This is a genomic window from Leptospira ognonensis (assembly GCF_004770745.1).
In the GTDB taxonomy this organism is placed as follows: Bacteria; Spirochaetota; Leptospiria; order Leptospirales; family Leptospiraceae; genus Leptospira_A; species Leptospira_A ognonensis.
This window is the reverse complement of the sequence record NZ_RQGD01000024.1, coordinates 1-25,394: the sequence shown is the minus strand read 5'-3', so window position 1 is coordinate 25,394 and position 25,394 is coordinate 1. Positions and strand designations below refer to the sequence as shown.

At 39.3% G+C, this 25,394-nt stretch carries 25 protein-coding genes and 1 rRNA gene; 9 read left to right on the top strand and 17 right to left on the bottom strand.

Translation table 11 applies throughout. The features are described from left to right. Positions 1-11: 11 nt before the first annotated feature. Positions 12-1,205 carry an outer membrane protein assembly factor BamB family protein gene (locus EHQ58_RS08630; RefSeq protein WP_135623491.1) on the bottom strand — a complete coding sequence of 398 codons (1,194 nt, stop codon included), beginning with the start codon at positions 1,203-1,205 and terminating at the stop codon, positions 12-14. A 126-nt stretch (positions 1,206-1,331) separates the two neighbouring features. Here EHQ58_RS08630 and EHQ58_RS08625 point away from each other — a divergent pair, with 126 nt between their 5' ends. After that, complete coding sequence (locus EHQ58_RS08625) at positions 1,332-2,165, top strand: SH3 domain-containing protein (RefSeq protein ID WP_167883579.1); 834 nt, start codon at positions 1,332-1,334, stop codon at positions 2,163-2,165. Continuing rightward, entirely contained in the window at positions 2,132-3,430 is a 1,299-nt protein-coding gene (locus EHQ58_RS08620) for a phospholipase C/P1 nuclease family protein (protein ID WP_246047256.1), read from the top strand. The genes EHQ58_RS08625 and EHQ58_RS08620 overlap by 34 nt, the downstream gene beginning before the upstream one ends. Here the strand turns inward: EHQ58_RS08620 and EHQ58_RS08615 are convergent. Together EHQ58_RS08615 and EHQ58_RS08610 are read right to left on the bottom strand one after the other, a co-directional pair. After that, on the bottom strand, positions 3,427-3,810 hold the full coding sequence (locus EHQ58_RS08615; RefSeq protein WP_135623581.1) for a DUF2237 family protein: 384 nt from the start codon (positions 3,808-3,810) through the stop codon (positions 3,427-3,429). The genes EHQ58_RS08620 and EHQ58_RS08615 overlap by 4 nt on opposite strands. Before the next feature lie 5 nt (positions 3,811-3,815). Then, positions 3,816-4,955 carry a hypothetical protein gene (locus EHQ58_RS08610; protein ID WP_135623488.1) on the bottom strand — a complete coding sequence of 380 codons (1,140 nt, stop codon included), beginning with the start codon at positions 4,953-4,955 and terminating at the stop codon, positions 3,816-3,818. A gap of 231 nt (positions 4,956-5,186) precedes the next feature. Between EHQ58_RS08610 and msrA the strand changes: the two genes are divergently transcribed. Beyond that, positions 5,187-5,834: a peptide-methionine (S)-S-oxide reductase MsrA gene (gene msrA / locus EHQ58_RS08605; protein WP_246047252.1), complete on the top strand. Its 648-nt coding sequence runs from the start codon at positions 5,187-5,189 to the stop codon at positions 5,832-5,834. Here the strand turns inward: msrA and EHQ58_RS08600 are convergent. The 8 genes from EHQ58_RS08600 to acpS form a co-directional block, all read right to left on the bottom strand. Then, positions 5,831-7,351, bottom strand: a complete 1,521-nt coding sequence (locus tag EHQ58_RS08600; protein WP_135623486.1) for an HDOD domain-containing protein — start codon at positions 7,349-7,351, stop codon at positions 5,831-5,833. The two genes, msrA and EHQ58_RS08600, sit on opposite strands and share 4 nt — an antisense overlap. Positions 7,352-7,491: 140 nt before the next feature. Continuing rightward, positions 7,492-8,361, bottom strand: a complete 870-nt coding sequence (locus EHQ58_RS08595) for an acetyltransferase (protein ID WP_135623485.1) — start codon at positions 8,359-8,361, stop codon at positions 7,492-7,494. Then, positions 8,358-8,726 carry a cupin domain-containing protein gene (locus tag EHQ58_RS08590; RefSeq protein ID WP_135623484.1) on the bottom strand — a complete coding sequence of 123 codons (369 nt, stop codon included), beginning with the start codon at positions 8,724-8,726 and terminating at the stop codon, positions 8,358-8,360. The genes EHQ58_RS08595 and EHQ58_RS08590 overlap by 4 nt, the downstream gene beginning before the upstream one ends. 1 nt (position 8,727) lies before the next feature. Continuing rightward, on the bottom strand, positions 8,728-9,570 hold the full coding sequence (locus EHQ58_RS08585; protein WP_135623483.1) for an SDR family oxidoreductase: 843 nt from the start codon (positions 9,568-9,570) through the stop codon (positions 8,728-8,730). A gap of 16 nt (positions 9,571-9,586) precedes the next feature. Next, on the bottom strand, positions 9,587-11,374 hold the full coding sequence (locus EHQ58_RS08580; protein ID WP_135623482.1) for a sensor histidine kinase: 1,788 nt from the start codon (positions 11,372-11,374) through the stop codon (positions 9,587-9,589). A gap of 2 nt (positions 11,375-11,376) precedes the next feature. Beyond that, positions 11,377-11,745, bottom strand: coding sequence for a bactofilin family protein (locus tag EHQ58_RS08575; RefSeq protein ID WP_135623481.1), 369 nt, complete (start codon positions 11,743-11,745; stop codon positions 11,377-11,379). Between the two features lie 5 nt (positions 11,746-11,750). After that, positions 11,751-11,975: a tetratricopeptide repeat protein gene (locus EHQ58_RS08570; RefSeq protein WP_135623480.1), complete on the bottom strand. Its 225-nt coding sequence runs from the start codon at positions 11,973-11,975 to the stop codon at positions 11,751-11,753. After that, positions 11,972-12,355 carry a holo-ACP synthase gene (acpS, locus tag EHQ58_RS08565; protein ID WP_135623580.1) on the bottom strand — a complete coding sequence of 128 codons (384 nt, stop codon included), beginning with the start codon at positions 12,353-12,355 and terminating at the stop codon, positions 11,972-11,974. The genes EHQ58_RS08570 and acpS overlap by 4 nt, the downstream gene beginning before the upstream one ends. A 113-nt stretch (positions 12,356-12,468) precedes the next feature. On the opposite strand from acpS, the gene EHQ58_RS08560 reads away from it, so the two are divergent. Both EHQ58_RS08560 and EHQ58_RS08555 read left to right on the top strand, forming a co-directional pair. Further along, complete coding sequence (locus EHQ58_RS08560; RefSeq protein WP_135623479.1) at positions 12,469-13,386, top strand: Ig-like domain-containing protein; 918 nt, start codon at positions 12,469-12,471, stop codon at positions 13,384-13,386. Positions 13,387-13,415: 29 nt separating this feature from the next. Next, entirely contained in the window at positions 13,416-13,904 is a 489-nt protein-coding gene (locus EHQ58_RS08555; protein WP_135623478.1) for a hypothetical protein, read from the top strand. A 7-nt stretch (positions 13,905-13,911) separates the two neighbouring features. Here EHQ58_RS08555 and EHQ58_RS08550 read toward each other — a convergent pair whose 3' ends face one another. From EHQ58_RS08550 to EHQ58_RS08540, 3 genes are all read right to left on the bottom strand, one after another. Next, positions 13,912-15,147 (bottom strand): ABC transporter substrate-binding protein, encoded by a 1,236-nt coding sequence (locus tag EHQ58_RS08550; protein ID WP_246047250.1) that lies wholly within the window; start codon positions 15,145-15,147, stop codon positions 13,912-13,914. Beyond that, on the bottom strand, positions 15,078-15,953 hold the full coding sequence (locus EHQ58_RS08545; RefSeq protein WP_210412797.1) for a c-type cytochrome: 876 nt from the start codon (positions 15,951-15,953) through the stop codon (positions 15,078-15,080). The genes EHQ58_RS08550 and EHQ58_RS08545 overlap by 70 nt, the downstream gene beginning before the upstream one ends. Before the next feature lie 83 nt (positions 15,954-16,036). Then, positions 16,037-17,284 (bottom strand): ATP-grasp domain-containing protein, encoded by a 1,248-nt coding sequence (locus EHQ58_RS08540; protein WP_135623477.1) that lies wholly within the window; start codon positions 17,282-17,284, stop codon positions 16,037-16,039. 163 nt (positions 17,285-17,447) lie between these two features. Here EHQ58_RS08540 and EHQ58_RS08535 point away from each other — a divergent pair, with 163 nt between their 5' ends. After that, positions 17,448-19,223, top strand: coding sequence for a histidine kinase dimerization/phosphoacceptor domain -containing protein (locus EHQ58_RS08535; protein WP_167883578.1), 1,776 nt, complete (start codon positions 17,448-17,450; stop codon positions 19,221-19,223). Positions 19,224-19,751: 528 nt separating this feature from the next. Here EHQ58_RS08535 and rrf read toward each other — a convergent pair. Continuing rightward, positions 19,752-19,868, bottom strand: a 5S ribosomal RNA gene (rrf, locus tag EHQ58_RS08530). Between the two features lie 129 nt (positions 19,869-19,997). On the opposite strand from rrf, the gene EHQ58_RS08525 reads away from it, so the two are divergent. Further along, on the top strand, positions 19,998-20,462 hold the full coding sequence (locus tag EHQ58_RS08525) for a GyrI-like domain-containing protein (RefSeq protein WP_135623475.1): 465 nt from the start codon (positions 19,998-20,000) through the stop codon (positions 20,460-20,462). On the opposite strand, the gene EHQ58_RS08520 is transcribed toward EHQ58_RS08525, so the two are convergent. Together EHQ58_RS08520 and EHQ58_RS08515 are read right to left on the bottom strand one after the other, a co-directional pair. Then, complete coding sequence (locus tag EHQ58_RS08520; RefSeq protein ID WP_135623474.1) at positions 20,402-21,178, bottom strand: PrsW family glutamic-type intramembrane protease; 777 nt, start codon at positions 21,176-21,178, stop codon at positions 20,402-20,404. The two genes, EHQ58_RS08525 and EHQ58_RS08520, sit on opposite strands and share 61 nt — an antisense overlap. Then, positions 21,175-22,986: an energy transducer TonB gene (locus EHQ58_RS08515; protein ID WP_135623473.1), complete on the bottom strand. Its 1,812-nt coding sequence runs from the start codon at positions 22,984-22,986 to the stop codon at positions 21,175-21,177. Before EHQ58_RS08515 ends, EHQ58_RS08520 begins: the two co-directional genes overlap by 4 nt. A gap of 61 nt (positions 22,987-23,047) precedes the next feature. Between EHQ58_RS08515 and EHQ58_RS08510 the strand changes: the two genes are divergently transcribed. Then, entirely contained in the window at positions 23,048-24,448 is a 1,401-nt protein-coding gene (locus EHQ58_RS08510; RefSeq protein WP_167883577.1) for a glycine--tRNA ligase, read from the top strand. Next, the gene (locus EHQ58_RS08505; RefSeq protein WP_135623471.1) at positions 24,448-24,951 is read left to right on the top strand and encodes a GNAT family N-acetyltransferase; all 504 of its coding nucleotides are present in this window, start codon (positions 24,448-24,450) and stop codon (positions 24,949-24,951) included. The genes EHQ58_RS08510 and EHQ58_RS08505 overlap by 1 nt, the downstream gene beginning before the upstream one ends. Positions 24,952-25,394: the final 443 nt, after the last annotated feature.

Below are 25,394 nucleotides of genomic sequence, written 5' to 3'. Positions count from 1 at the left end.
TTTTTTCCCCGCTAGATATAAACGCCGTGAACGAAAGAATCAGTAGATCCGATATATAGTCGATTCTCACAAATGACAGGCTTCCCATTTAAATTCCCGTCCGTATTATATTTGAGAGATAGTTGACCTGTGATCGTTTTTAAACCATATAGATGATTGTCTTCGGATCCAAAGTAAACATTATCCCCTGTAACAAGCGCTTCACTTCGGATACGACCGTTCGTCTTAAAAGACCATTGTAATTTTCCATAAGAGTTTAAGCAGAAGAAAGAGCCGTCATCATTTCCAAATAGAAAATACTCATCATTGCCAATCACATAAGAAACGAGATCAGATTGGACAGCACTCCGTGCCGGAAAGGACCAGATCAATTGTCCGCTCACTCTATCGAAACAGTAAACGAAGCCATCTAAAGAGCCAACTAACACAAAATTTCCCTTTTGAGATATGCATGGTTTACTCCGTATGGGACCTTCCGTTTTGTAAGACCATAAAGAACTTGCTCCCTCTCCACCGTAACGAAGAGCGTAAAAGTGTTTGTCTTCACTTCCAATAAAGAGGGTACTTCCGTCAATAGCAGGAGAAGAAACTAGACCATCTAATTTATGCTCCCATAGTTTATCACCAAATGTTCCAGCATTGTTTTCAGATGAAAAGAAGCAGTCATATGCTTGTATACCACTGATCGCAGCAACGATAACAATTCTACCTGTGGTTAAAAGTTTTGAAAATACAGTGAGTCCAAGGTGCTTTTGCCATGCGATGGTTCCAGGAATTGGATGACCATTCCCATCAAATTTAATGGAAATGGCAACAAGCAAACCTTGTTTTGTAACAACAAATGCATGTTCACCAACAACGATGGGAGTTCTATAGATGGCGCCAGGCACATTTAGGCTCCAGGCTACATTTACTTTGTCCCCTTGTATTTGTAATAAAATGATTTCGCCTTTATGATTTGCTACAAGCAAGTAGTTTGTCTCAGCAGGAGCGTTTACGGCGACTAAACCTGCTGTAATATGTGCCTTGGTTCGAAAGTTTAAAAAACCTGTGCCTGGGAGTTGTTCTGGATTTTGAGATTCACTTTCTAGCTCAGCTAGGGCGTTATCGGCACTAGGAACACCACCTGCCACTTTAAATGTCTCATCTAGGCGTAAGTTATCCTTCGGAGAAAATGCTTTCAGTTCTTTGTATACAAATGACATAGGAGACCTGGTTCTATAATACTATTTTCGGATATGAAAGGAAGAAAAAAAAACGATTCTCTAGAAAAGCGAGCAATTCAACTCCAATTTTTATTGACCCGTTTCTTGTGTCAGATATGTTCAATCATGCTTTTTCGCGCGATCAGTATCCTTTTTTTCCTACCATTTACATTACCTCTCCTTGGACAAAACCATTGGGACAATATCCTGCCCGTAAAAGCGGAAAATAAAACATATCTCGTCTTCGGTGAAAATGTAAATATAAGAAAAGATTCGAGTTTGAAGTCTGAAGTGATCGCAAAACTCCAACCTGGCGATCCAGTAAAAATCATCAAACAAACTAACATTCTCCTAGCCCAAGGACTCACAAAGGAGTATTGGTATGAAATCCAAACAGGAGATAAAAAAGGATTCGTATGGGGAGCACTACTCGCTGATGGAGCCACTGAAATCGGAGGCTTTCAACTCCTCATTAGAAATCCAGGCGCCAATACGAAAAAAATAGAATTTAAATTATTAAAGGGAGGCAAACTTGTTTCTTCATTAACTCTTTCTCCTGGACCCGTCGCAAACGAGGACTGGAAATTTACATTCTATAAAGGCGAAGTATTCTCTCCGAATCCAGGCTTTTTGATTGGTTTTCGTTATTTAGTATATTCGGAAATAGAATATGGACAACAAGAAGAAACAATATTGCGTATCACAGAGAACGGAAAAATAGGAGAATTCTTTAGCTGGAATCCTGGCGCTTGTGATCCACCGTCCTGTATGGACACTTGGATCTTATTCCCAGGAGATATACTAGCGAAGGATCCCTCCATAGGTAGAAAGGAATACAAAAGCCAAACAAATACTATACTTGAAATTACAAGAAGTTATGATTTAGATGATGAATCCATCAATGAATACTCGGTAAGTATGAAGAAATGGAATGGCAAAAAGTTACAGGATATAAAATGAAACCTCTCAACTATGTAATTCTGATTCTCACAGTTCTATTTTCCATATCACCGGTCTCGGCTTGGAACAACCATGCAGGAATTACGTATCTGATCTTACGAGAACATTGGAAGTTAAAACCTCCGGCCAATGTGAAGGTCGAATCCTTGGAATCCTTCCTATTAAAGGAGAAAAATAGTCTAGCTCAGGTACTAAATGAAGCAGATTCTTTTATCGCCTCAAAGCTGCCACATTGCCCTATTCCTTCAGAAGATTTAAAATTTGATCCGATTAAAATGAAAGCAGATACTGCTGTACCTTTATTTTTTAAAGCCTTGCGAGTGAACCCGAGCCACAAACCTGCATTATATAAACAGGCGGCAGATGTCCTGGCAAAAAAACCTTCTTCCTTACTAAAAGAAATTACAACCTTACATGAGTTAGGGAAACTAACAAATGAAACATTCCTTCCTTTGTCTGTGGGAACAAGCGTTACACCTGCAGAAGTTCTAATTACGGCTGTGGACGAACCAGATTATGATCTAGATATGTATTTATTTTCTGACAGCGATTCTGAATTCGGAAAGGTATATGGCTTTGGTGAACAATCCTTTGGTAACCCCAAATATGAATTTTCATCACAGGCTCCCTTCCACATGGGATTCTATCATGAGTCTTCCCTCATTTTTACCTTGGCTGGCTTTTTAAAAAAGACATATCCCGAATATCGCATCTACCAATTTACAAAACTCTCAGAACATGCATTTAAAACAGGACATCCGTACTGGGGATACAGATTTGCTGGCTGGGCACTGCATTATATCCAAGATTTAACTCAGCCTTACCATTCTTCGGTATTACCTCGAGTAGGTGCTGGAAAACAAATTGGCGTACAATTATTGGCAATGATTGGACTTCCGGGTTCCAAAGAAAAAATGATCGATTACATTTCTAATCGACATACTCTGATTGAAGAGTATCAATACTATCTCATAAAAGATTTACTTTTTACAAGAAATAAAGACCATATTGTTTACAGGTCATTACAAACAACACCAAACACGAATTCCGTGTCTACCTTCGATTTTGATTCTGTACGAAATGTAATTTCAAAACAAGCCTATGATGCTGCCATTGAGGCTGATTATGAGATTGAGCAGTTAGGAATATTGAAATACGAGATGGTTTATGAAGAAAGCCATCCAATTCATAAAATCCTCGCAAAGCTACTCGCAAATACCTCCAGCCAGACGAGGTCTTATCTTGATTCTCTAAAAGTGCCTTAAAGCGATCCTGTCTCCACTGCAAATCTTTCTAAGGTTTCTAGTGGAATGATTTCCAAGGCACGCTTGTGAGTAGATTCCAAGAACACCATCGGAGCCACACCATTGCGATAGGCCTCAAGCCATCTGCTAGCACAAAGACACCATTTTTCACCAGGTTTTACTCCGGGAAACTGGTATTCTGGTCTGGGAGTCATCAGATCGTTACCCGAATCTTTTTGCGAAATCAGGAAGGCTTCTGTTGCCTGAATGCAAACCGTATGAGACCCATGATCTTCATCGGAGGTATTGCAGCAAGAATCTCGAAAGAATCCTGTAAGAGGGTCCTCTGAACATGGAAGTAACTTCCCACCCAAAACATTTTCGGAAGCATGCATTTTCATGTTTCTCATTCCTTTATTTTCAATTCTAAAAATTGAAGATGTTTTTTGATCTCAGTTTGTCTTCCTAAAAAACTCGACCGAGACCTATTTTCTTGGATCCCCTTCATTATATTTGAGATTCCAAGTGTTGCAAACATGGCAACGGCATCGACAAAACCAAAGCTTTTTGAAGCTGTTTGGTATTCCTCGGTAGAAATCCTTTTGAGGCATTCAATATTTTTAACATCCTGGAACGGAATTAAAACTTCTGACGCGGTCAGACGTAACGATTGATCTCGTGCATTTTTCGCGAGTCCACAAAGAGAATCACGTATTGCCTCAGATCGAAACTCGCCAAACAAAAGGATTGCATATAATTTTAAAGATTCCTCATGCTTGGTGTTTTGTAGTGTCTTGGTATACTCGGCTTCCTGCTCTTGAAAATTCCCCCACTTCTTCACTCCGCCTAGTGCATACGTAAAATCAGTGTTCCCAATAGATTCTTCTGACAAAACATCTAACATCAATTTTTTATCCTTTTTATCACCTGTTTCCAATATGTATTTAAGGACGAAGGATCTTAAAACTTTGTCTGCTAATTTGGATCGGATATAGTCGTTATCTTTAATATCATTCTTGGAACAAAACCATTGGAATGCAGAACTTCGATACTTTGATTTTTGATCTTCAATTTCTGCTTTGATAAATTCTTTCGCGCGAGGATCTTTGGATATGGCTAGCAATCTTAAAATCTTTTTTTTTGGCTCTTCTCTTAACTCCGTATCCCATTTCTCCAGTAAGGTAGCGGTATAACTATCTGTTTGAGAAAGTAACAATTGTTCTGACTCGACTTCTACCATATGATCACGCAGATATGAATCAACCAAACGCTCGTTAATTTTATCGGACTTATAAATCGAGGAAGCTGTTATGGCTGCATATCGATCCCAATAACTCTCTGCATCATATAATTTTAAAATGAAAGGTTCTGCCTCCTCACCCATTTTTCCGAGCTTGTAACCAAGCTCTCGCTTTTCTTCCAGCCATCCATTTTTTAGAATCGATTCATAAATCAATTTTGATTTTTTAACTTTCTGAAGGTCTGTCGCCGGTATAGGCAAAAAAGAAATGATAAAGGTTGAAAAAAGGAGGATTAGAATTCTCATACCGTCTGATCCCATTATGGATTAAAAACAGGGAAAAGGCACTCAGAAATCTAAAAAAAGGGAGGAGTTCGGAGGTAATTTCTTTGGCCTCCGAGCTCCCCTATCAAATGGTTGGAAAGCCCATAACCAAAATACTATACAAAGGTTTACTTGTCAAACAAATAGTGCAAAATGATGGACCGGGATGTTTGTTTTTTTTTGGTTTCGTTGGAAAAAATCAATCTAATGAGTATGATTCGCAAAAAATTGCCAATGCCGTCGTTTTTCCTTTTCCTGCTTTTATCCTGTTCTGCCTTCTCGGAAAACAACAACATTGTAAAAACACTCCCTCTTACGGCACCAAATGGGAAGGCCATCGCAGCCTTCGCCGAAGGTTGCTTTTGGTGTTCTGAACATATTTTCGAGTCAGTATACGGTGTGGAAGAGGCCATTTCGGGCTATGCAGGTGGAATCACGGAAAATCCTACGTATGAAACAGTGAATACCGAAACAACGGAACATGCGGAGACCGTTTATGTGATTTACGATCCTACAAAAATTTCCTATAAAGAACTTTGTCGCGTATTTTTTACCTCTCACGATCCGACCACCAAAGACAGGCAAGGTCCCGATTCTGGCTCCTCTTACCGCTCCATCCTTTTTTACATTACGGAAAATGAAAAATTAGAAGCTGAGTCGGTACTGAAAGAAACCTCACAGTCGAAACGCTTTAAATCGCCGATCGTGACAGAAATCAAAAAATTAAATGCCTTTTACCAAGCAGAAGGTTACCACCAAGATTTCATCCGAAAAAATCCTAACCAATCGTATGTGGTGAATGTTTCTATTCCTAGATATGAATTATTTAGAAATACATACAAAGGCAAATTAAAAGATTAAACGACTTGGAACTGCTCTCTGATCTTTGTTCGAAAGGAATCGAAGTCGCCTTTCGATGCAAATTTACAAAATTTCAAAATCTCTTCAGGAATTTCTGAGGATTTTGCCTCCTTGTGGTTGACGAGTATCATCATGTCTGCAAGGTAAATGGGGAAAACTATTTCATAATGAAATTCTTCTGCTAAGAGCGGTCTATGGTGGTATTCCATCGCACGAATGTAAAGATCTGGGAAATTCCATTTTGCACCAACGTGAGCACCTAGCTTGGAATGAGTGATCCCAAAAGCAGATTCTTCCATCGAGATTGCCGATGCCAGTTCTTTGGAAGTTGAATAATTTCGAATCTTTCCCATACTTTCTGGTTCGTAAGAAAGTAGCAAAATTTCTCCAATGTCATGTAACAAAGCGGAGGCGACCAAATTACTAATTGAACTTTTATTTAAAGCCATTTTTTGGCCGATCATTTTTGCATAAAAAGCAGATTCGTTTGATTTTTCCCAAATGGCCTGAAACGCAGGGAATCTATCCTCTAATATCTGTTTTGTGCCAAGTGAATACAAAAGTGATTGTAATTCTTTTAAACCAATCAATTGGATTGCACGATCTAAGGACTCGACTTTATCACCACGGCGAAATGCTGCTGAGTTTGAAAGCTTTAGAATGTTGGCCGAAAGAGCAATGTCCCTCTTGATCATTTCCGCAATATTACCAATACTTGAGTTTGGTTTATCAATGGCTTGTTGTATGTCCTGGATTGTTTTGGGAAAGGTTGGTAGATTATCAACATCGGCAATTAGTTTTTCTACCTTTTCTGACTCGACAGATTCCTTCGGTAAATACGCTGGAATGTCTATGGTGAACATAGTTTTATTCCCGACACTTTCAAACTTAAAAGCTGAATCACTCAAACCATCATTCTTTAACATCATAAGAGTCATGATGAGACCGAGTCCGGCTCCTTCCTGCTCATTCGAAGCATCCATAAAAGCTTCTGCCAAATCATTATAGGTCCTCGCACGATCGATACGAAACTGGATTCTTTTTATTTCCTCTGGTGCAAGTTGTATGTTGTTCATAATGCGAATTCGCATTAGAGATTTGTTATGAACAAAAGATACAAAAACACCATAATTGTGTTTGATGAGCCCTTCTTCATAGAGATCTCGCTCTTCAAGATAATCTCTTTTGAAGTCATTCATCTTCTCGTTATATTCTTCTTCATTTAAGATGTTCTTATTTGTAGCATGAAAATAAACTCGTTTCACATTTGCTTTGATCGCATTTGTCACCATTTCTTTGACCGCTGCGAGCACAGAATCTCGAATCGAGATCACATCGAGTTGTAACAAAAATCGATCCAAAGTTTGGTAGAGAGTATTCTCTACATTCTGGTTCATGTTGTAGAATTTAAAATGAAAAGGCTGGTTTTCCTGGATGGGGTGGTCAATGTCTAAGATATTCGTATGAAGACCGAGATTTTCTCTGTATTCTAATTGTGTAGGCTTTGATTCAGACATGGTATATCTCGTTCTATAATAATGCCCTGTTTGGTAAATAAATTAACGAAAGAAAATTTCAGAATCTAACATCTGTCATAAATTATATTTCAAATGACTAAAAAAAATCCAGAAAGCGCTACATCCACTTAGGAAATGCACTAGTACGAACTCGCGAGAAGTTCATCTTTTTTCTGCCATCTCTCATCAATCCATCGTTTCATTTTCTTAGACATGGCCGCATACTGTGGCAAAGCCTCAATGGGAACTTCAGCAATCGGTATGAAATCCACTACAACACGGATGGCTTGTACATCTCCCTTCATTAAGTCCAGAAAGCTAGATTGATCATCTGGATAAATTAAGGTTAAATCAAGCACTCCATGCAATTTCTCTTTCAACTCAGTTGCCACAACTGAAATGCCTCCACTATTTGCTCTTAATAGATACTTGTAAGGATTTTTCTTAATTAACTTTTTCATTCGTTCGGGAGTGCGTCTATGACCCTCCACAAAATTTAAAATACAAAAAGGAATCTCCTTAAATTTCTGACAGACGTTACGAACATTTTGCAAATCCTGATTTGCTAAGGCTGGATTCTTAATAAGATCAGCCTTCTTACTTCTTCGTACGAAAGGGAAGTCTAGCGCCATCCATGCTTGACCAAGAATCGGAACCCACTTCAGTGAACTTTTAATGAAAAATCTGATAAACGGGACTTTTCGATTCAAGACGGACTGAATGACGTAAACATCAGCCCATGATTGGTGGTTACTTACAATTAAGTAACTCTTGTCATGTGAAATTTCTGGATGATTAAGTCCTTCAACATCAAATTTAATTCCATACATCAACCAAGAAATCTGATAATTATTTCCAATCCAAATCTCACCAATACCCACTAAAACTCGATCCGCAAAGCCACGGATGGATCTGAATGGTGGAATTTTAAGTAAAAGAAGAGGATAGATAATTGGTATCAACCATAACAAATTTAGAATAAATAGAATATAAGTTATAACGAGTTTCATAACTTTTCCTCTTCCCTTTTTACGGCATCTAGCGAAAATGCAGGTGTACAAATGGACCAATATTCTGCGTCTGCCGAGAAGGGATTCGAATACCTAACCCTTGTACCTCGATCTATTTTAATGGACTCTCCGGCACGTAAAATAACAACCTTATCTTCAATTTCTATTTTTTTCTCGCCCCTCACCATAAGAGTAAATTCATCGAAATCTGGAGTTTGAAATGGCTCACCCCAACCTGAAGGTGCAATCATGTGTGCAATCGAAATCTCGCGATTGCCTGAGGAAGGAATACCGAAATGTTCTTGAATGGTTTTCCCACCCGGAACGGGAATGGAAATAGGCTTTGTTTGGTGATGGTAACTCATATCACATTTTTCCTAGAAGACTTTCTGTTAAATCCCAAAATTTTTTGCTGGTTTCAAGATCATACGATTCAGATGAACTTTTGCTTTCGCGGCATTTAACAAAATACTTTCCACTTATGTTCGCGACATCAGGTGAAGATGCGAGATAAATTGAAGTTTCTGCCCCCTTATCCTCACTGATTGCAAATAAATTTTGGCCAATTGCTACCAAAGTTTTTGCAATACCTTCGTTATTACTTCCAAATTTAGTCTTAACAAAACCAGGATGAAGGCAATTTACGGTAATCCCTTTTGGCTTCAGTCGATCGGCCAATTCATAAGAAAAATAAATATTCATTAATTTTGATCTTTGGTATTGTCTCCAACCGGAGTATTCCCTTTCACCCTGAAGGTTATCAAAATCTAATTTCACTCCCACATGAGCTCTTGAAGCCACATTTACGATGCGAGCTTTCCCAAAATTTTCAAGACAAGGTAAAAGTTCTTTTGTCAATAGAAAGTAGCTTAAATGATTGAGTGCAAACGTGGCCTCGACACCTTCATTTGTAAGAACGCGATTGGAATAAAAAGCACCTGCATTATTTAACAAGCAGTATATTTTTGTATGTTTCTTTCTGATCTCACTAGCTACCAACTTTGTTTCTTTCACAAGGGACAGGTCAGCCTTATAGACAAAAATGGAGTTTCCCGATGCATATTGCATAAATTCAGATTTCGTTTGGTCTAACTTTTGTTGGTTGCGACCAACTAATACAAGCGAGTATCCTTTTTTAAATAATTCCCTTGCCGAAACTTTTCCGATTCCATCCGTGGCACCGGTAATTACAATTACTTGTTCTTTCATATTTATTCCTTGTTCCTTATACTCTACCAAAACTATTTACCGGCTTAGGAAGTGTGATAATGAAAGTGGAGCCATTCATTCCATCCGATTTTCCGGAAATCGTTCCCGCATTCATATCAATAAATTCTTTACATAAAAGAAGACCAACGCCATTCCCATTTTCACCGCCAGTACCGATCGATTTCACGGTCTCTCCAACTTGGAAAAGTTTTGCGATGGTTTCAGAATTCATTCCAACACCCGTATCTTTAACCTGGAGCTCCCAAGAAGTACCTACATCTGCTGCCGATAAAAGGATTTCTGTACCTCTATGACTGAACTTAATCGCATTGGACATTAAATTTCTGATTACTGTAAAAATCATCCGATCATCACAATAGACAAAAGCATGAGTCGGTACTTGTACTTTTAGCGTTAGATTTTTATTTTTTGCGCTCAATTCAAACACTTGTACTGCCTCGGACACAATAGACTCCAAAGAATAAGTCTTTGGATAAAACTCTTCCTGCCCTCGCTGCAATTTTGACCATTCGAGCAAATTTTCGAGCAATGAAAAAATAGATTCAGTGGCATCCACGAGTGATTGTGTCATTTCGGAAATTTCTTTATCTTTTGAATGAACCTTTTCGTTCAGAATCCGAAGAAGTGTTTTAATACCTGTTAGTGGTCCTCGCAGATCGTGCGAAATGATAGAAAGGAATCTATCCTTGGTCGCATTACCTAATTGTAAGATATGATTTGCCTCAATCATTCTTTTCTCAAGAAGTCTTTGTTCAGTTACATCATGAAACACCATGACAAGTCCCATATTCAAGCGATTACGATCCCAAATCCTTTTGGCTTTAATTTCCCAGTTTTTAATTGGGTTCGTAGAAACCCAGGACCATTGACTATGAATTCGCTTTTCTGGAAGCACCTTTATTTTCTGACTGATCTCCGGACAGGTATCAAAAAAATCTTCCGTTGTCGTTAATGAAAGATATTTTCTACCATGGACAAAGAGTTGTTCCGCAGCGAAATTCCAATCTACGACTCTCTCATTTGCATCAAGAATCACCACTGGCTCTTCCAATTCATCAACAATCTCACTGCGAACCAAAGGCACGAGGTCATACATTTTAAAATATGCTATGGAAAAAAACATCCACAAAGCATGAAATGATAGCGTAACGGGAGTTAAATTTAATCCAGAGATGGGACGGAAACCGAATTGATGCCCAATGGCAACGCCCCAAACAAGAAAATATGGAAGGAGCAATAAATAGAATCGTAGCCTTACTTGCGACGAGGATTGTCGAATCGCCTGAAGTATCATTTTAAAAATAAAAATGGACCATAGTCCCGATCCACCAAATTCAATTAGGGTAGTTAGAGGGGAGACTTCTTGGATCCATTGGATTCGATTTTCAACAGTTGAGAGGTAGGTATCACTTAGAAGTGTATGGAAGAGAGGATTGAGAATTGCAAATATGAGGATCAGCAGAGGCTGTAAAATCAATAACAACCACATTTTCTTAGTTAACAAATGTTTGTTCTGAGTAAATTCTATCCCTGTCAGTACGGCTCCAGTGCTCGCAATCGTAACTCCAAAATGAACAGTAGAAATAAAAAAATAATGCCAATCCTGATGTATGAATGCAAAATCAATACCATAGGCGCCAGACCAGATCAGGCAACCAAAAAGCATGACCAAAAGATAACGTACGATTCGAAGTCGGAAGGATCTTAGAACGAAAAGTCCCAATATAAAATTGAGACCGAAGGTAAAACCAAGTAGTAAGCTATAGGGATGGAACTGCCACAAAATTAAGATTCTTCGCTTTGCAACATCTCACAGTTACCATCGAAAACCACACCATCAGCTATTTGAAGTTTGGCGGTTCGAATGTTGCCTTGAACTTTGCCTGTGGTTAACATTTCAAGTCGTTGCGTAGCAGTTACATTACCGATGATAGTACCGCCAACTACTATGGTTCCAGCTTTAATGTTTGCCTTGACTTTGGCGCCTTCGCTGATCACCAAATAGCCATCAGATATAATTTCTCCAACAAACTCACCCGAAATCTGTAAAGGTTTTTTAAAAACCAAAGTCCCGTTAAATGAAGTTTCTTTTCCAAAAATTGTGGCAATGACGCCGTGTTCTGTTACAATAGGTTGCATGTTTTTTTTTGTCATATTTCTTATTTTGTTTTCATGTTATAAACGCCATCCCAGTCCTCGGGAGGTGGTTCTGCGATGTAGTCGTCACATCGTTCAATGTATAATTTTGATGGGCCATCATGCGGTTCAATCTGAAGTGCCTTTTGAAAGGACTCTTTGGCCTCTTTAAATTTTCTTGTTTTATAAAGAGTCAAACCTTCATTATAAAGTGCCAAAACTTGGTTCATCTTATCTGATACGATCATGGTTTCTCCCGGTAGAGGATGACAACGGCAGTCGAGTAGTGATCAGCATGACTGATCGAGACGGAACTTCCCGTAAATCCTTTCGCTTTGAAAAATTTTTCAGTTTTACCGTGGATGACGAGCGTTTTTTTACCAAATCCAGTTCCTGCCAGCTCAATCTCTTTCATATCTAGCACTTCCCCAGGGTCAAGGGCCATGGCCTTGATCATTGCTTCTTTGCATGCAAAACGACCCGCCAAAAACGGAATGGGGTCTTTATGAGAATGACAATAAGTTACTTCCTCATCCGTAAATACTCGTTTGAGGAATCGGTCTCCGTGTTTTTCTAGCAACTCACGGATACGTTCATTTTCGACAATGTCGTTACCAACAGAGATCATCTTTCTCACGAGTCTCAGGTTTCCATCGAATTGGTCGAGTCCGTTTTTAAAAAGATCCATTCGAGCGAAAGATTCTCTTGCATCAATTGGGTGGTGGGTCAATTTCTTTCGTAATGAAGTGGTTAATTTCCCTATTTTTTCTTTTCCTATCTATCTCCCTCTATACCCAAAAAAAAGAGCCTTTGCCTTCTAGCTTTTTGGCAGCTGATGGAACACTTTTCGTAAATGAGTTTTACAAATTAAGTTGGGAAAAAATGGACTCAGGAGCCAGTTATCATTTCCAATGGAATGACGAACCCTGGGCCATTTTTTCTGAGCCAATATTCCCTCCGATTTCTGGATGGAATGAAATACATTACTATGCAGAAGACCAATTGGGGAATCGCGAAGCCGAGCAAAAGATCAATCTATACGTAGATAAAATCGCTCCAAGACTAAATGTGAATTGGAAGTTCTTACCTAAATCTTGGAATGAAGTGTCGGTTTCACAAGCAACAAATGAATTGCGAATCCGCGCAATTGATGATGAAAGTGGTATTGAAAACCTATTTATTTCGTTAGATGGTGGGCCTGAGATAAAGGTCAATGGATCGAACGAATGGGGTCTGCCAACCACTGCGGAAGGAAAACACCAATTGATTGCGTATGCGATAGACAACGTAAAAAATATTTCAAAAAAACTGGAAGTGAATTGGCTCGTGGACTCTACACCACCTAGCATCAATTTACAAACTTCGCCAAATCTCATAAAATCTAATGATAAGAATGTTTGCTTACGCAATACGCGCATTCAAATTTCATCCTCAGATACGATTACAGAAACAAAGGATTTGCTTTGGAGAAAAAAAGATGGAAATGCATGGACACTGACAGGCCGTATCTTCGACTTAGAAAAATATTTCCCATATGAGAAAAAAATTGACTTAGAGTTTAAAGCCAGAGATTTTTCTGGAAACGAATCTTTGCCGATTCCATTCATTTGTGAAATTGATAGAACTCCGCCTCAAACGGAAATTCGCATCGAAAAGTAGCGAAGATCAAAGGCGAAAAGAGGAGATATATGAAAATTAAATTTCTTTCCTTTTTTTTCGTCTTCCTGCCTTTGTTCCAGATTTTTGCTGAGGACAAATTTTATTTTGATTTGTTGTTAACTTACACTCAAAAATCTGATTATAATTACGCGACAATTGAAAAATATTCCTTAAAAAACAACCGCTTAACTTATGAATGGAAGTATACAGGAGTGCATCCAAACATTGATCTTCCCAGAGAAATCAAAAGAACCATACTACTAAAGCACACAAAGAAGATGGAAGAATTTTTAGACAAGAATCATCTTCTTTCTGATATGAACATCCGTCTCTATTCTAAGCGCCTGCCCCAGGACAACTACCAAACGGATGTTAGTTTTAATATTTTTCATCAAAATCGAAGCAACTCTATTTCTATCAAAGGTTTACGGCCCATTGACGATGAGAGAAACAGAGAGTATGATTTAGTTCTTGAGTTTATGGATATTTTAAAGAAAGAACTGAGCCTCAATGATTGATCATCTATTATTTACTGCCTATAATAGATATAAAATCCTCTGACCATTTTTTATAAGGAACACACTTTCGCCCACCAGCACAGTTTTCAATTGGCGTCTTCCAAAAAGATATTTTATTAAAATTTAAGAAACCATTATCATCGCATCCTGATTCACCTAGCAATGGATTGTTTTTACAAGAATCAGGAACTGATGGAATCGAACCATACCAAGCGGCAAGATCTCCTTGCAATTTAAGTGAAATTGAATGGTCTAACCACTTATAGGCACAATTTATATTTTTTGCATTTCGGTGCATCATCGTAGAATCGGCCCATCCCGTCGCGCCTTCAACAGGAATCGTTGAACCAACGGGTTCTTTATCCCGAAGCAAAATGTTCACCTGGAAAGGCCAGCTCGACGAAGCAACCAGTCGTCCCTCTTTAAAGTCCTCCACCTGGACGAGAGTATCATGCCAGTATTTGGGGATTAATTGTCTCTGGCGTTTCAACAAATCAATCACGACTGTATACTGTTTGTCATCTAATTCGTATGGATCATTGATACCAAGCTCAGGTTTGACTGACTTTAGGTAAAGAGCAGCATCGGCAATGTAGATGGGTCCGTCAAATGCCTGGATTCTGTTTCTATTTGATTTTCCGTCAGGGAAAAGCTGCTCTTCAAAAAGAATCCCCCAGGAAGAAGGCGGAGTCTTAAAAACTTTCGTATTGTAGAGTAATAGATTGGGACCCCATTGGAATGGGACTCCAAAGTGGTGGCCATCGATCGTATGCCACGGAGCATTTTGCAATCTTTGGTCAACTAACTTCCAATTCGGAAGTAGATCAATATTGATTTCTCTGACTTTACCTGATTCTATTAATCGAAGTGAAGAGTCACCTGAGGCTGTAATCAGATCATACCCGCCTTCATTCATCAATGCTACCATTTCATCAGAAGTCGAAGCTGATCGAACAATCACCTTACATCCGCTCTCTTTTTCGAAATCAGTAACCCAATCAAACTTTGGATCAGTTAGACCTCTCTCTATATAACCTGGCCAAGCGATGATAGAAAGCTCTCCTTCTCCTTTGCCAATCACGGTGATTGGCTTTGGCTTAGAATTACAATTTAGGAGAGAGAAACTAAGAAGAAAAATGATAACGACTGAAAACGAATTTCTGATCATCCGATTTAAATAGAAATGAGATACAATCTTAAGGATTTTAATTCCGTATCCGTCATGTATGAAAAATTCTGCCATGGCATAGGGGGTAGCATCTCAGTACCATTAGGGCGTTTCCCGGTTCTCATCGCTGCAATGAACTCTGATTCAGACCATTTTCCAATTCCTTGCGATGTGATATTCTGAGCCAAAGGCCATTCCGGTGGAGCACCTGGGATTGACCCGCCTAACAATTTTTCGCCATGACAACCAGTACAGGTTGTGGCAATGTATTTTCCATACGCAACAGAAACCTCAGGGGTCAATTTTGAAGGAAGTTTTTCATCATGGTTAATCAGTTCGGCTGTAATCAAATGGGGCATTTTCCCTATGCTATATAGAAACCGTCCCAAGGGACCAACAACAATGGGAACAGACTTCTTATCAACAGGAGGTGAAGATTTAATAAACGCAATGATCCGTCCTAAATCTTCATCTGTCATTAGGTGAAAATCTGTTGCAGGCATAAATAAGAGTGCCCTTCCATCGGATCCCACACCATGACGAATCGCTCTTTCAAAATCCTTTGCCTCCAGAGAGGATGAAATACCCCCTTCTCCTGAAGTTAAATTGGAACCACTAAAAGTTCCGATTGCTGGGTCATTTATAAAAGTAACACCCGCTAAGTCTTTGCCATGGCAATCCGTACATCCTCGCGAAATAAAAAGTCGTTTGCCTTCCGCAATCTCAGCACTCGAATTGGGAATATTTAGATTCCTTCCTGCGACAGAAAACTTTTGATTCATTTTCGATGAACTTTTCTGAAAAACAAAAAGAACCAGAGAAACAATCCCAAGAATCATAATAGCAGAGAGAACAATTAGTACTTTTAAAAGCCGTTTCATGCGATTACCTCGAAAGTATGAGATGAAATGTGTTTTTGTTGGTGGAACTGTCAATTAAAAATGAGAAATTCCTGAGATCAGTCTCAAGACTCCAGCACCGCAGAGAAGCCGCCTCCTTCCGTCCTAAAATTTGTTGTTTGGCCTTGGTAAAGTCTGCTTGTTAAGAGTATCATCGAAAAATGATAAACATAGACCCTATAATCAATTTTATAATCAATATGGTTGATGGTTCTCTTGGAAGGAGGAATTTCCTTCTGCGTAATATAATCCAATTTTAATATTTCATCAAATTTTGACTTTGTAAGTTTTTTACCTGAGTAGACACCTTTGCTGCCATAACTATTTTGAGGTTTAAAAAAGACCGACTTTCTGTTCTCCCACAGAGCGTCTCGATCGGCGGCATGGACAATCTTTGTATCTGGAATTACTTTTTGAATGATATGAATATCGTTCTCCTCTATCTGATGTTGTTCGAGAAACGATCGATCCGACAAATACTGTAAATTTTGTTTATTTGCATATAATAGATAATCAATAGGATTTGGAGTGAGGCAAATCTGTTTAGATGCAAATGCCTCCGCTACGGACTGCATCTCCTCAGTTCTTAATAAGAAATCTGTGTGACGGTTGTATATGAAATCTACTTCATAATCCAAATAATACAAGACTCCATTGACTAACCTAAGATCCGTAGGTGAGCAAATAAAACATTGTTTGCCCTTTTGTCGCATGATATGCTGAAATACTTCGAATTCTGGATATAGGAATTGTTTTTCTGGGTCGTCATCTAATACAATAATTGTTTTTAACTCTTTATTTATATTTTGGAATGCCCACTCATTTAGCACGAAAGAAATCGTTTGTTCACCTAACTCTGTGAAAGAGGGAATTTCATGATTGGTATAATGGAGATTACAACAATTGTCCTGCACCTCATATAAGATTGAATTGATAAGGAGACCGCCAGCATTTGTATTGATTTCAATTAGCTTTGGTCCTTCTTCCGTCTCGTGAAAATCAAATCCTAAAAACAATCCACCTGAAATCTCAAAAGGAAGAAGATTCTTAAATCTTGGTTCTAGATCTTTAAGAAAAATATTTACGATACTTTTTTTTGCAAGCATCCGAGAATAGGAAGCAAGAAATGTTTTAATCAATTCAATACTGCTCTTTGCTAGAGAAGTCGGCGAGGTCGCAAAGTATTTCTGAAATTTTAGTTCTGAAATACCGCAGCTATCTTCCAGTTTCTTTTCAATTTGTTTTAATTTATCTTCATTGATCGTTTGACAACTACAATCGGTATTAAAATTATTTGTTTGTTCAAGTGTCATTTTGATAATAAGGTTTTAAATTTCTGATTCTCGGGGAAATAAATTATAGAATTTACCCATTCGTTTGACTTGATAGAAACCAATAAATGTGTGCAGTCGTATGCTTTTTCCTTGCATTTTTCGGAATTAAACTCCCTATATTTATTAGACCTCAGCGATGCAAATGGACACAAGAGAAAAAAAATCCATACTTTTAGTAGAAGATGAAATGCTCGTGGCTCTTTTGACTAAGAAAAACTTGGAAAATCAGAACTATATAGTAAAACATTCTCTAACAGGAGAAGGCGCCATTTCTCTTATATCTGAAAAACCGTACGATTTGGTACTCATGGATATCAATTTAGGACCAGGAATTGATGGCATCAAAACAGCTCAATTGATCCAAGAAAAGTACAATGTACCGATTGTTTTTTTATCATCGCATACAGAATCTGAGATCATCCAAAAGGTGGAAGAAACTTCTAGTTATGGGTACATCGAAAAAGGTTCCGATTTTAATGTCATCAATACATCGATCAAAATGGCACTCAAACTATATTCAGCCAATCAGAAAATGGAAAAAAGTGAGCGCAGATACAAACACCTAATCGACATCTCTCCTATTCCCTATGCGTTGAATGATGACCAGGATAGAATCCTTTTTTTAAACAAATCTTTCCTCTCTACTTTTGGCTATAGCCTAGAAGAGATTCCAACGCTTTCGGATTGGTGGCCAAAAGCTTATCCTGACGAAAGTTACCGCCATTGGGTAGCAAGTCAATGGGCAGAAAGATTAGAAGCGGCAAAAAAAAGTCAAACTCCCTTTGAACCGTTAGAACTCAAAATTATTTGTAAGGATGGATCAGAAAAAAAAGTAGTTTGCTCTGCGACCATGTTCGATGAAGAAGCGGATAATATACATTTGGTGATTCTTTATGACTTAACCGAGCTGAAAACGAAAGAGGATTCGACAAGAAGGATAACCCAGCTATTAGAATCGACGCAGAAAATCTCAAAGATCGGCGGCTGGGAAATTGACTTAATTTCTGAAACTGTATTTTGGACGAAGGAAATGCATCAGATTCATGAAACCAATCCCGAAGCATATACACCGACATCCATAGGAATAACAGAATTTCTAAATTCCGAATCAAAAGAAAAATTTCAATCTGCCCTCCATTCAGCAAAAACGGCAGGTACAGGTTTCGACATCGAATTGGATGCTTGCACTGCAAAAGGTAAACAGATTGCACTTCGTTTGACTTGTGAGGTGACCCGGAATCAGGGATTACCAATTAAGCTCACTGGTACGACGCAAGATATTAGCGAACAAAGATTAAAAGAGCAAACGATTCGAAAATTGTTATTGGAGAAAGATATCCTGTTAAAGGAAATCCACCATCGCATCAAAAATAATATGAATACGATTTCAAGTTTAATAATCCTTCAAGCAGATTTAGTGCAGGAGCAGAAAACGAAAGAAATTCTCTTTGAAGCGTCATCACGACTGAACAGCATGATGGTTTTATATGACAAACTTTACATTTCCAAAAATCAAAATTCTGTTTCTTTAAAAACCTACCTACCTGCGTTGTTATTGGAGGCAAAAGACATTTTTCCTTCACACCAAACGATACATTTAGAAATCGAAATTGAAGACATTGAACTTTCTCCGAAATATTTAAGCCCCATTGGTATCATTTACAACGAACTCTTAACTAACTCACTCAAATATGCATTCAATCTCAAGCCATCCGGAAGGATTAAAGTTACCGCGATAAAAAAGAAAGATACGATCATTCTCTCTTACGCCGATGATGGACAAGGTTATTCTATGGAGAACTCCTCAGGTTTTGGTTTGCAATTGATCTCGCTTCTTGTCGAACAGATTCGAGGGCGGTTAGAACTCATCCAAACTCAAGAACATCCGACTCTCGTTACGATAACTTTTGATTTATAAAGAATTCTTCGTTAACGTGTGCTAACTAATGTCCACTCCTGCTTCCACCCTCAGACGCTTTTCCGCTCCGCGGGCGTCTGCCCAAGCCTTGCAGTAATTTTGAACACACCGCCCTTTTACTGTCGCAAAACCTAGCAGGCCTGCGCATGCCTTCTGCGTGCTCGCCTATCTCGCGAACAGCTGTTTCCAATAAGGTACTATTGGGTTCGCTTAAATTGATCCGCGTACATAAAAAAAGCCAACCTTGCGGTCGGCTTTTTGTTAGGTTATGAATGCTAACTAAAAGCATACTCCTACTTCCACCCTCAGACGCTTTTCCGCTCCGCGGGCGTCTGCCCAAGCCTTGCAAAATTTAGAACACTGCCTCCCTTTTGCTTTCGCAAAACCTAGCAGGCCTGCGCACGCCTACTGCGTGCTCGCCCATTTCGCGAACGACTTATCCTAATACTATTGGGTTCGCTCAGATTGATACGTGGACATAAAAAAAGCCAACCTTGCGGTCGGCTTTTTGTTAGGTTATGAGTGCTAACCCGGCAACTTCCTACTCTCCCATTGAGCGAACCCAATAGTACCATCGGCGATGAGAAGCTTGACTTCCGTGTTCGGAATGGGAACGGGTATGGCCTTCTCTCCATAATCACCAGGAGTGATTACCATGTTCCTGGTGGAGTCTCGAATGTCAAATCCTTAAATGAAAAAAGATCTGAGTCGGAACCATTTTTTTCTGAAGGGATTTGGATTGCCTAAAGGATTCCCGTTCGCATTGTACGACCAATGTCCGAAATTTTAGAACCATTGGTAAATACCGAACCCTTCACAGTGATGGGACTGCGGGTACGTACATCAAATGCCGCAGGAGAGGCGTCGGTTGCCATTCCCTCGATTTATTCTCGATTCTACAAAGAAGAAATCCCTAAGAAATTAGAAGTGATCCGGAGGTTCGATCCTCTTTTCGCGCTCTATTTTAATTACGAAAAAGATGAAACGGGAAAGTATGATTTTCTACTTGGTTATTCTGTGAGGGATGATGAAAAACCCATTCACGGCTTAGAGCTAGTACGCATACCTCCGCAAAGCGGTCGTTACTTTGCCATCCAACCGGGTGCGCCAGAGGATGTGGTTCCTAAGTTCTGGGCTGAGATCTGGCAGAGAAAAGAAGTACACACCTTGCGGACGTTTCAATACGATTGGGAAGAATACTCCGAAGCTGGAATCAGAGTTTTTTTATCCTCAAAGTAAGGAACAATCCAAACCCGCCAATCTCGGACGACCCAAACCCATATCCCTACAAAGAGAGCAGTAGCTACCCACTGTCCAAACACGGCACCCGGTATCAGTAAAAAATCGACGACTCCATGCTGAAGGATGGCAAGACCTAGTGCCGCAAACAAGAAAATGATCCTCTCCTTGTTTTCTTTCCCGTTAGATTTTAGCATAAAAAATCCGAAACAGAGATTGATCAGCAAATGTATGTTACTTGAATGGATGGTTCTTGCTAAAAAGATTTCAAATTTTTTATCGCTAATTTCACGAGCAATATACTGCGTATTTTCTACTAGAGAAAATCCGAGCGCGACAAAACCAGAAAACAGGACGGTTTCTGTTCGAAAATTTTTTTTCTCATAATCAAAACCGAGTGCAAAAGATAAAAGTAAGATGAATGAAATTTTAAATGTTTCTTCCATCATGCCTGCCTGAATGAAAGCTAAATGTGCAGTGGAAGTCAAAAGGCTTACCTTTCTTTTCGGAACGAAGTCTGTCTGAGGCCAAAGGATCGGGTGTAGCCATATGATAAGTACGGTTGAAACCCAACCAAGTAACAGAGCAAATACGATACCTATCTTTGTACTGCGTGATTTCGGGAGGGTGTACGCCTTATAAATGGCAAAAGCCCAAGGAAAAATAGAAAGTGTTCCAAAAACGTAGTCCCAAATTTCAATTTTAAGTTCGCTCACTCAGGTACCTCTTCCATATACCGTCCATCAAACATATGTACCATTTCTTTCTGGAGAGGTGTCGGTACAGAATTCGGGTCAATGGGTCCGTTCCAAAAAAGTTCGGTCACTCGGATATCTCCTTCCGTATTCGGTGGGGGGATCATGGGAGCTAGACTCTCGATGAGTTCAAGTGTCAATCGATCCTGGTCAGGGTAATTTGAGCCTTCAATCAGTTCAATGTCGATGATGTCACCATCCTGCGTGATCGTATATGCTACTACGCTAGAATAAGGGTGAGGCGCTTTTGCCCAATATTCCATATAACTTTCCGGAATTCTCATCTTAGCAGAAATATAATTTGAATAAGTAGGTGGAACTTTTTTTCCTCGGATTTTCTTGACGTAACCAGCCTTTGGTCCATTGTCCGCAGTTTTCTCGTTAGAAATTTTCTCACCTTGTTCTTTGTTTGTCGTATCAGTGCCTGTAATCACGCCACCATTCAATCCTTTCGTATCGTCTGGTATATTTGGATCGATGAAATAAAACTCCATTTTATCTGGCTGGAAGTGTTTTGTTTTATCTGCTGAATTATTTTTTTTGGATGAATTTCTTTGGATGGAAATGGGGATGATAAAAACTAAAGAGAGAATAATCAAATGAAAGAGAATCGAAATCGGCAATGTATTTCTAAATCCTTTTCTTAGACCAGAAACAAAAATAGGTTCTCTCTCCAAATCTGAACCCTTGCGATAGCCAAGATTTTCAAGAGTAAAATTTTTACCAAGCAAGGAAGATGAATAAACATATGTAAATGTCAGTGCCATTACAGTTATTGCCAGATAACCGATATTTTGTGCCGCGATAAAGAAATCTTTATCTGGAATTCCAGGCTTTAAACCCATACTTCCTAAAAATTGGATCCCAAATACGGGAGAGAAAAAAGAAAATGACCACACTGCAAGAAACAACCAAAGGAGTAGTCCTACAAATAAAAAGGGGAAACCGCGCCAAAAATCATACAAATAAACATGCCCCATTCCGGGTAACAGACGTTCCCTGAAGACAGCACGCTTCTTTACCTCCATTTCTTTTAAAAATGAAAATTTTTCTCTTTTTTCTGATCGCACCTTCCAGGTTTCTCTAAGTCTGATCCCTGTTTGGTATTTCAAAAAGAGCGGAGAAATCAAAGAGGGGATTTTACTTTTGTTGAATGTAAAAAGCAGGATGGTTGTCGATAAAAGATAATTGAAAACGAATTGATAGATACCCGCAAGAGCCGCCATAGGATTGTGCGGACTCATGGGATTTATCTTTTCAATCAGAAGTTGGAAGCCAAAACTAAGAAACAAACCTAAAAAGAAAACCAGCAAATATGTATCGAATTTTGTATCTCGAATGACTCGATGATTTCGAAGTTTTGTACCCGGAGAAGAAATAGCTAATCTATCTAATCGAATTTTTTTTCTCGTAGATTGACGGGAGGAAGAATGGACATAATTTATAAATAATAATATCCCGATAAACAGAACAAAGGCGCCCTTGATAGCACCTGCTGTAGATTCATCCTTTAAAAATTCATTGATCAGAGCTTCCGCGTCGAGGCTCGATCTATGAAACATCTCGACAGGGAAAAAAACAATCCAGGTGAAAAAGTATATCCAGATCACCGAGATGGCTTTTTTACGAAGCGAGATGGTCCGTGGGAATGCGAACAGTACGCCCAAAGGAAAAAAGATTCCGAGCGAAAAAAGTGGGGACATCCAAATTAAAAAACTTAGCGATTTTTTCACCCAGGGCGAAACCAGATTTTGATTTAAAGAGCTCATTCAGTAACTATCTCTAGGAAAATACTTTGAATTTTCATGGAAAACAAAAAATTTGGCGGATATGGCACAGCCGAAAGATAAAGAAGAGCAATCGTTAAAATCCATCGTCGCAGTCTCCAAACGGAGAGGTTTTGTTTTCCCAGGTTCTGAAATTTACGGTGGCCTCTCCAATACCTTTGACTATGGCCCGAACGGCGTCGAAGTCCTGAATAACTTAAAAAGGCTTTGGTGGGAGTATTTTGTGCACCGGCGGGACGATATCCTAGGGCTTGATTCTTCTATCTTGCTCCATCCGCGCGTTTGGGAGGCTTCTGGCCACGTTTCTAATTTCAACGATCCACTCATGGATTGTAAAAAATGTAAAGCCCGTGTACGCGTGGACAAGTTTCTCGAGGACAAAGAGGGGGAAGGTGCCGCCACAGGAAAATCTCTCGAGGAGCTTACCGCCCGCATTATTGAGAAAGCCTATGCCTGCCCCACCTGCGGATCCACTGGCACTTTCACTGAAGCACGTCAGTTCAATTTGATGTTTAAGACAGCTCACGGAGCTTCGGAAGAAGGGTCCACAGACATCTACTTGCGACCAGAAACAGCCCAAGGAATCTTCATCAATTTCAAAAACGTGAATCAAATTTCGAGAAAGAAAGTCCCCTTCGGGATCGCTCAAATTGGAAAATCCTTTCGGAACGAAATCATGGCCCGCCAGTTTATTTTTCGCACCCGGGAATTCGAACAAATGGAAATGGAGTTCTTTTGCGAACCAGGTACTCAAAAAGAATGGTTCACGTATTGGGTCGAGTACTGCATGAACTGGCTCGTGAACGTTGTTGGTATTAAAAGAGAAAACCTACGCGTCAGGGAGCATGAAAAAGAAGAACTTTCTTTTTACAGCGATGCCACAAGTGATATCGAATACAAATACCCGTTTGGTTGGGGTGAACTTTGGGGAGTTGCCTCTCGAACGGATTATGATCTCACCCAACACGAAAAATTCTCCTCCGAAGATTTGAAATACCATGATCTGGAAGAGAAAAAAAAGTATCTTCCTTATGTTGTCGAACCAGCACTTGGCTTGAATCGACTCTTTTTGGCTGTCTTATGTGATGGTTATGAAGAAGAAAAGCTAGAGAAAGACGAGGTAAGGACTGTCCTTCGCTTTGGGAAAAGAGTCTCGCCTATGAAAGTGGCAATTTTCCCTTTGATGAAAAAAGATGGCTTAGATGACAAAGCCAAAGAAATCTATAAAGACCTACTGCCTCACTGGTATGTAGATTATGATGAGGGTGGAGCCATAGGCAAAAGGTATCGAAGACATGATGAGATTGGCACACCGTATTGCATCACAGTGGATTATGATTCTTTGCAAGACGGAACTGTTACGATTCGCGAACGTGATTCAATGAAACAGGAACGCATTGCGATTTCCTCAATCAAAAGTTACCTTTTTGAACGATTAGTATAGTGCAAAGCGAGCTTCGAGAACTTACTGAAGAGGATAGAAATCAAACTATCGAGCTCGTAAATCAATTTTTTAGAAAAGTCAATGAACTGGAGTTAGATGGGGTCTTCCAAATCCGACCCCGTGCCGCTACAAAATTTACCGATATCTATTTTAAGCTACTCGGATCGGGCAAAGTATATATGAAAGGCGTCTTTGCTGAGGCAGAACTTGTTTCACTTCTGATCGGTCGCATCGAAGAAAAGCCTCATCTAACAGAGGAACAATCCTTGTTTATTGATCTTGCTGTTACAAAAAACGGTAAGAAGAAAAACGGATATATGAAAGCTTTACTTGCTGATGTGGACGAGTGGTGTCGGAGGAAACAAATACCCACGATGGAACTTAGAGCAATTCTTGCAAACAAAGAGGCAATCGACTTTTGGGATCACTCAGAATTTGAACGGTTCTATGTTCGTTATAGAAAAACTATCACAGAAAGGGCAGATGCCCTTTCTGAACAATAGGCATAAGCTTGGTAAATGACAAGGCTACAAGCCAGATAATCTAAGTCGGCACGTTCGCAAGCTTTGTAAGAAGGATTCGTATTGGTGCATTGAAAATGAATCACGAGAAGGGCCAAGGCGACTGAAAAAAATCTCACAATTAATAGACCGATTCTAAAAGATTTCGTCTCCGAAAATGAATCAGGAATCGAAAAGGAAGAAATTTCCACGTAGAATCAGCTCTCCAACCTGCTGAATAATAAAAAAAACAAATTGAAATTTCCCTAGGGAAAGAAAGTCTATTCGTATATGGAATGGGAAAAAGTACTTAGAGACGCTGTAAAAGAGGGTTCGATCAAAGAACTACATTTAAGGAAGGTACCTTCTCTCAAAACTTGCGAAGACTGGAATAAAGTGGCCGAATTAGGCCTTGTCGACCACAAGACAAAGTATGCCTACTATAA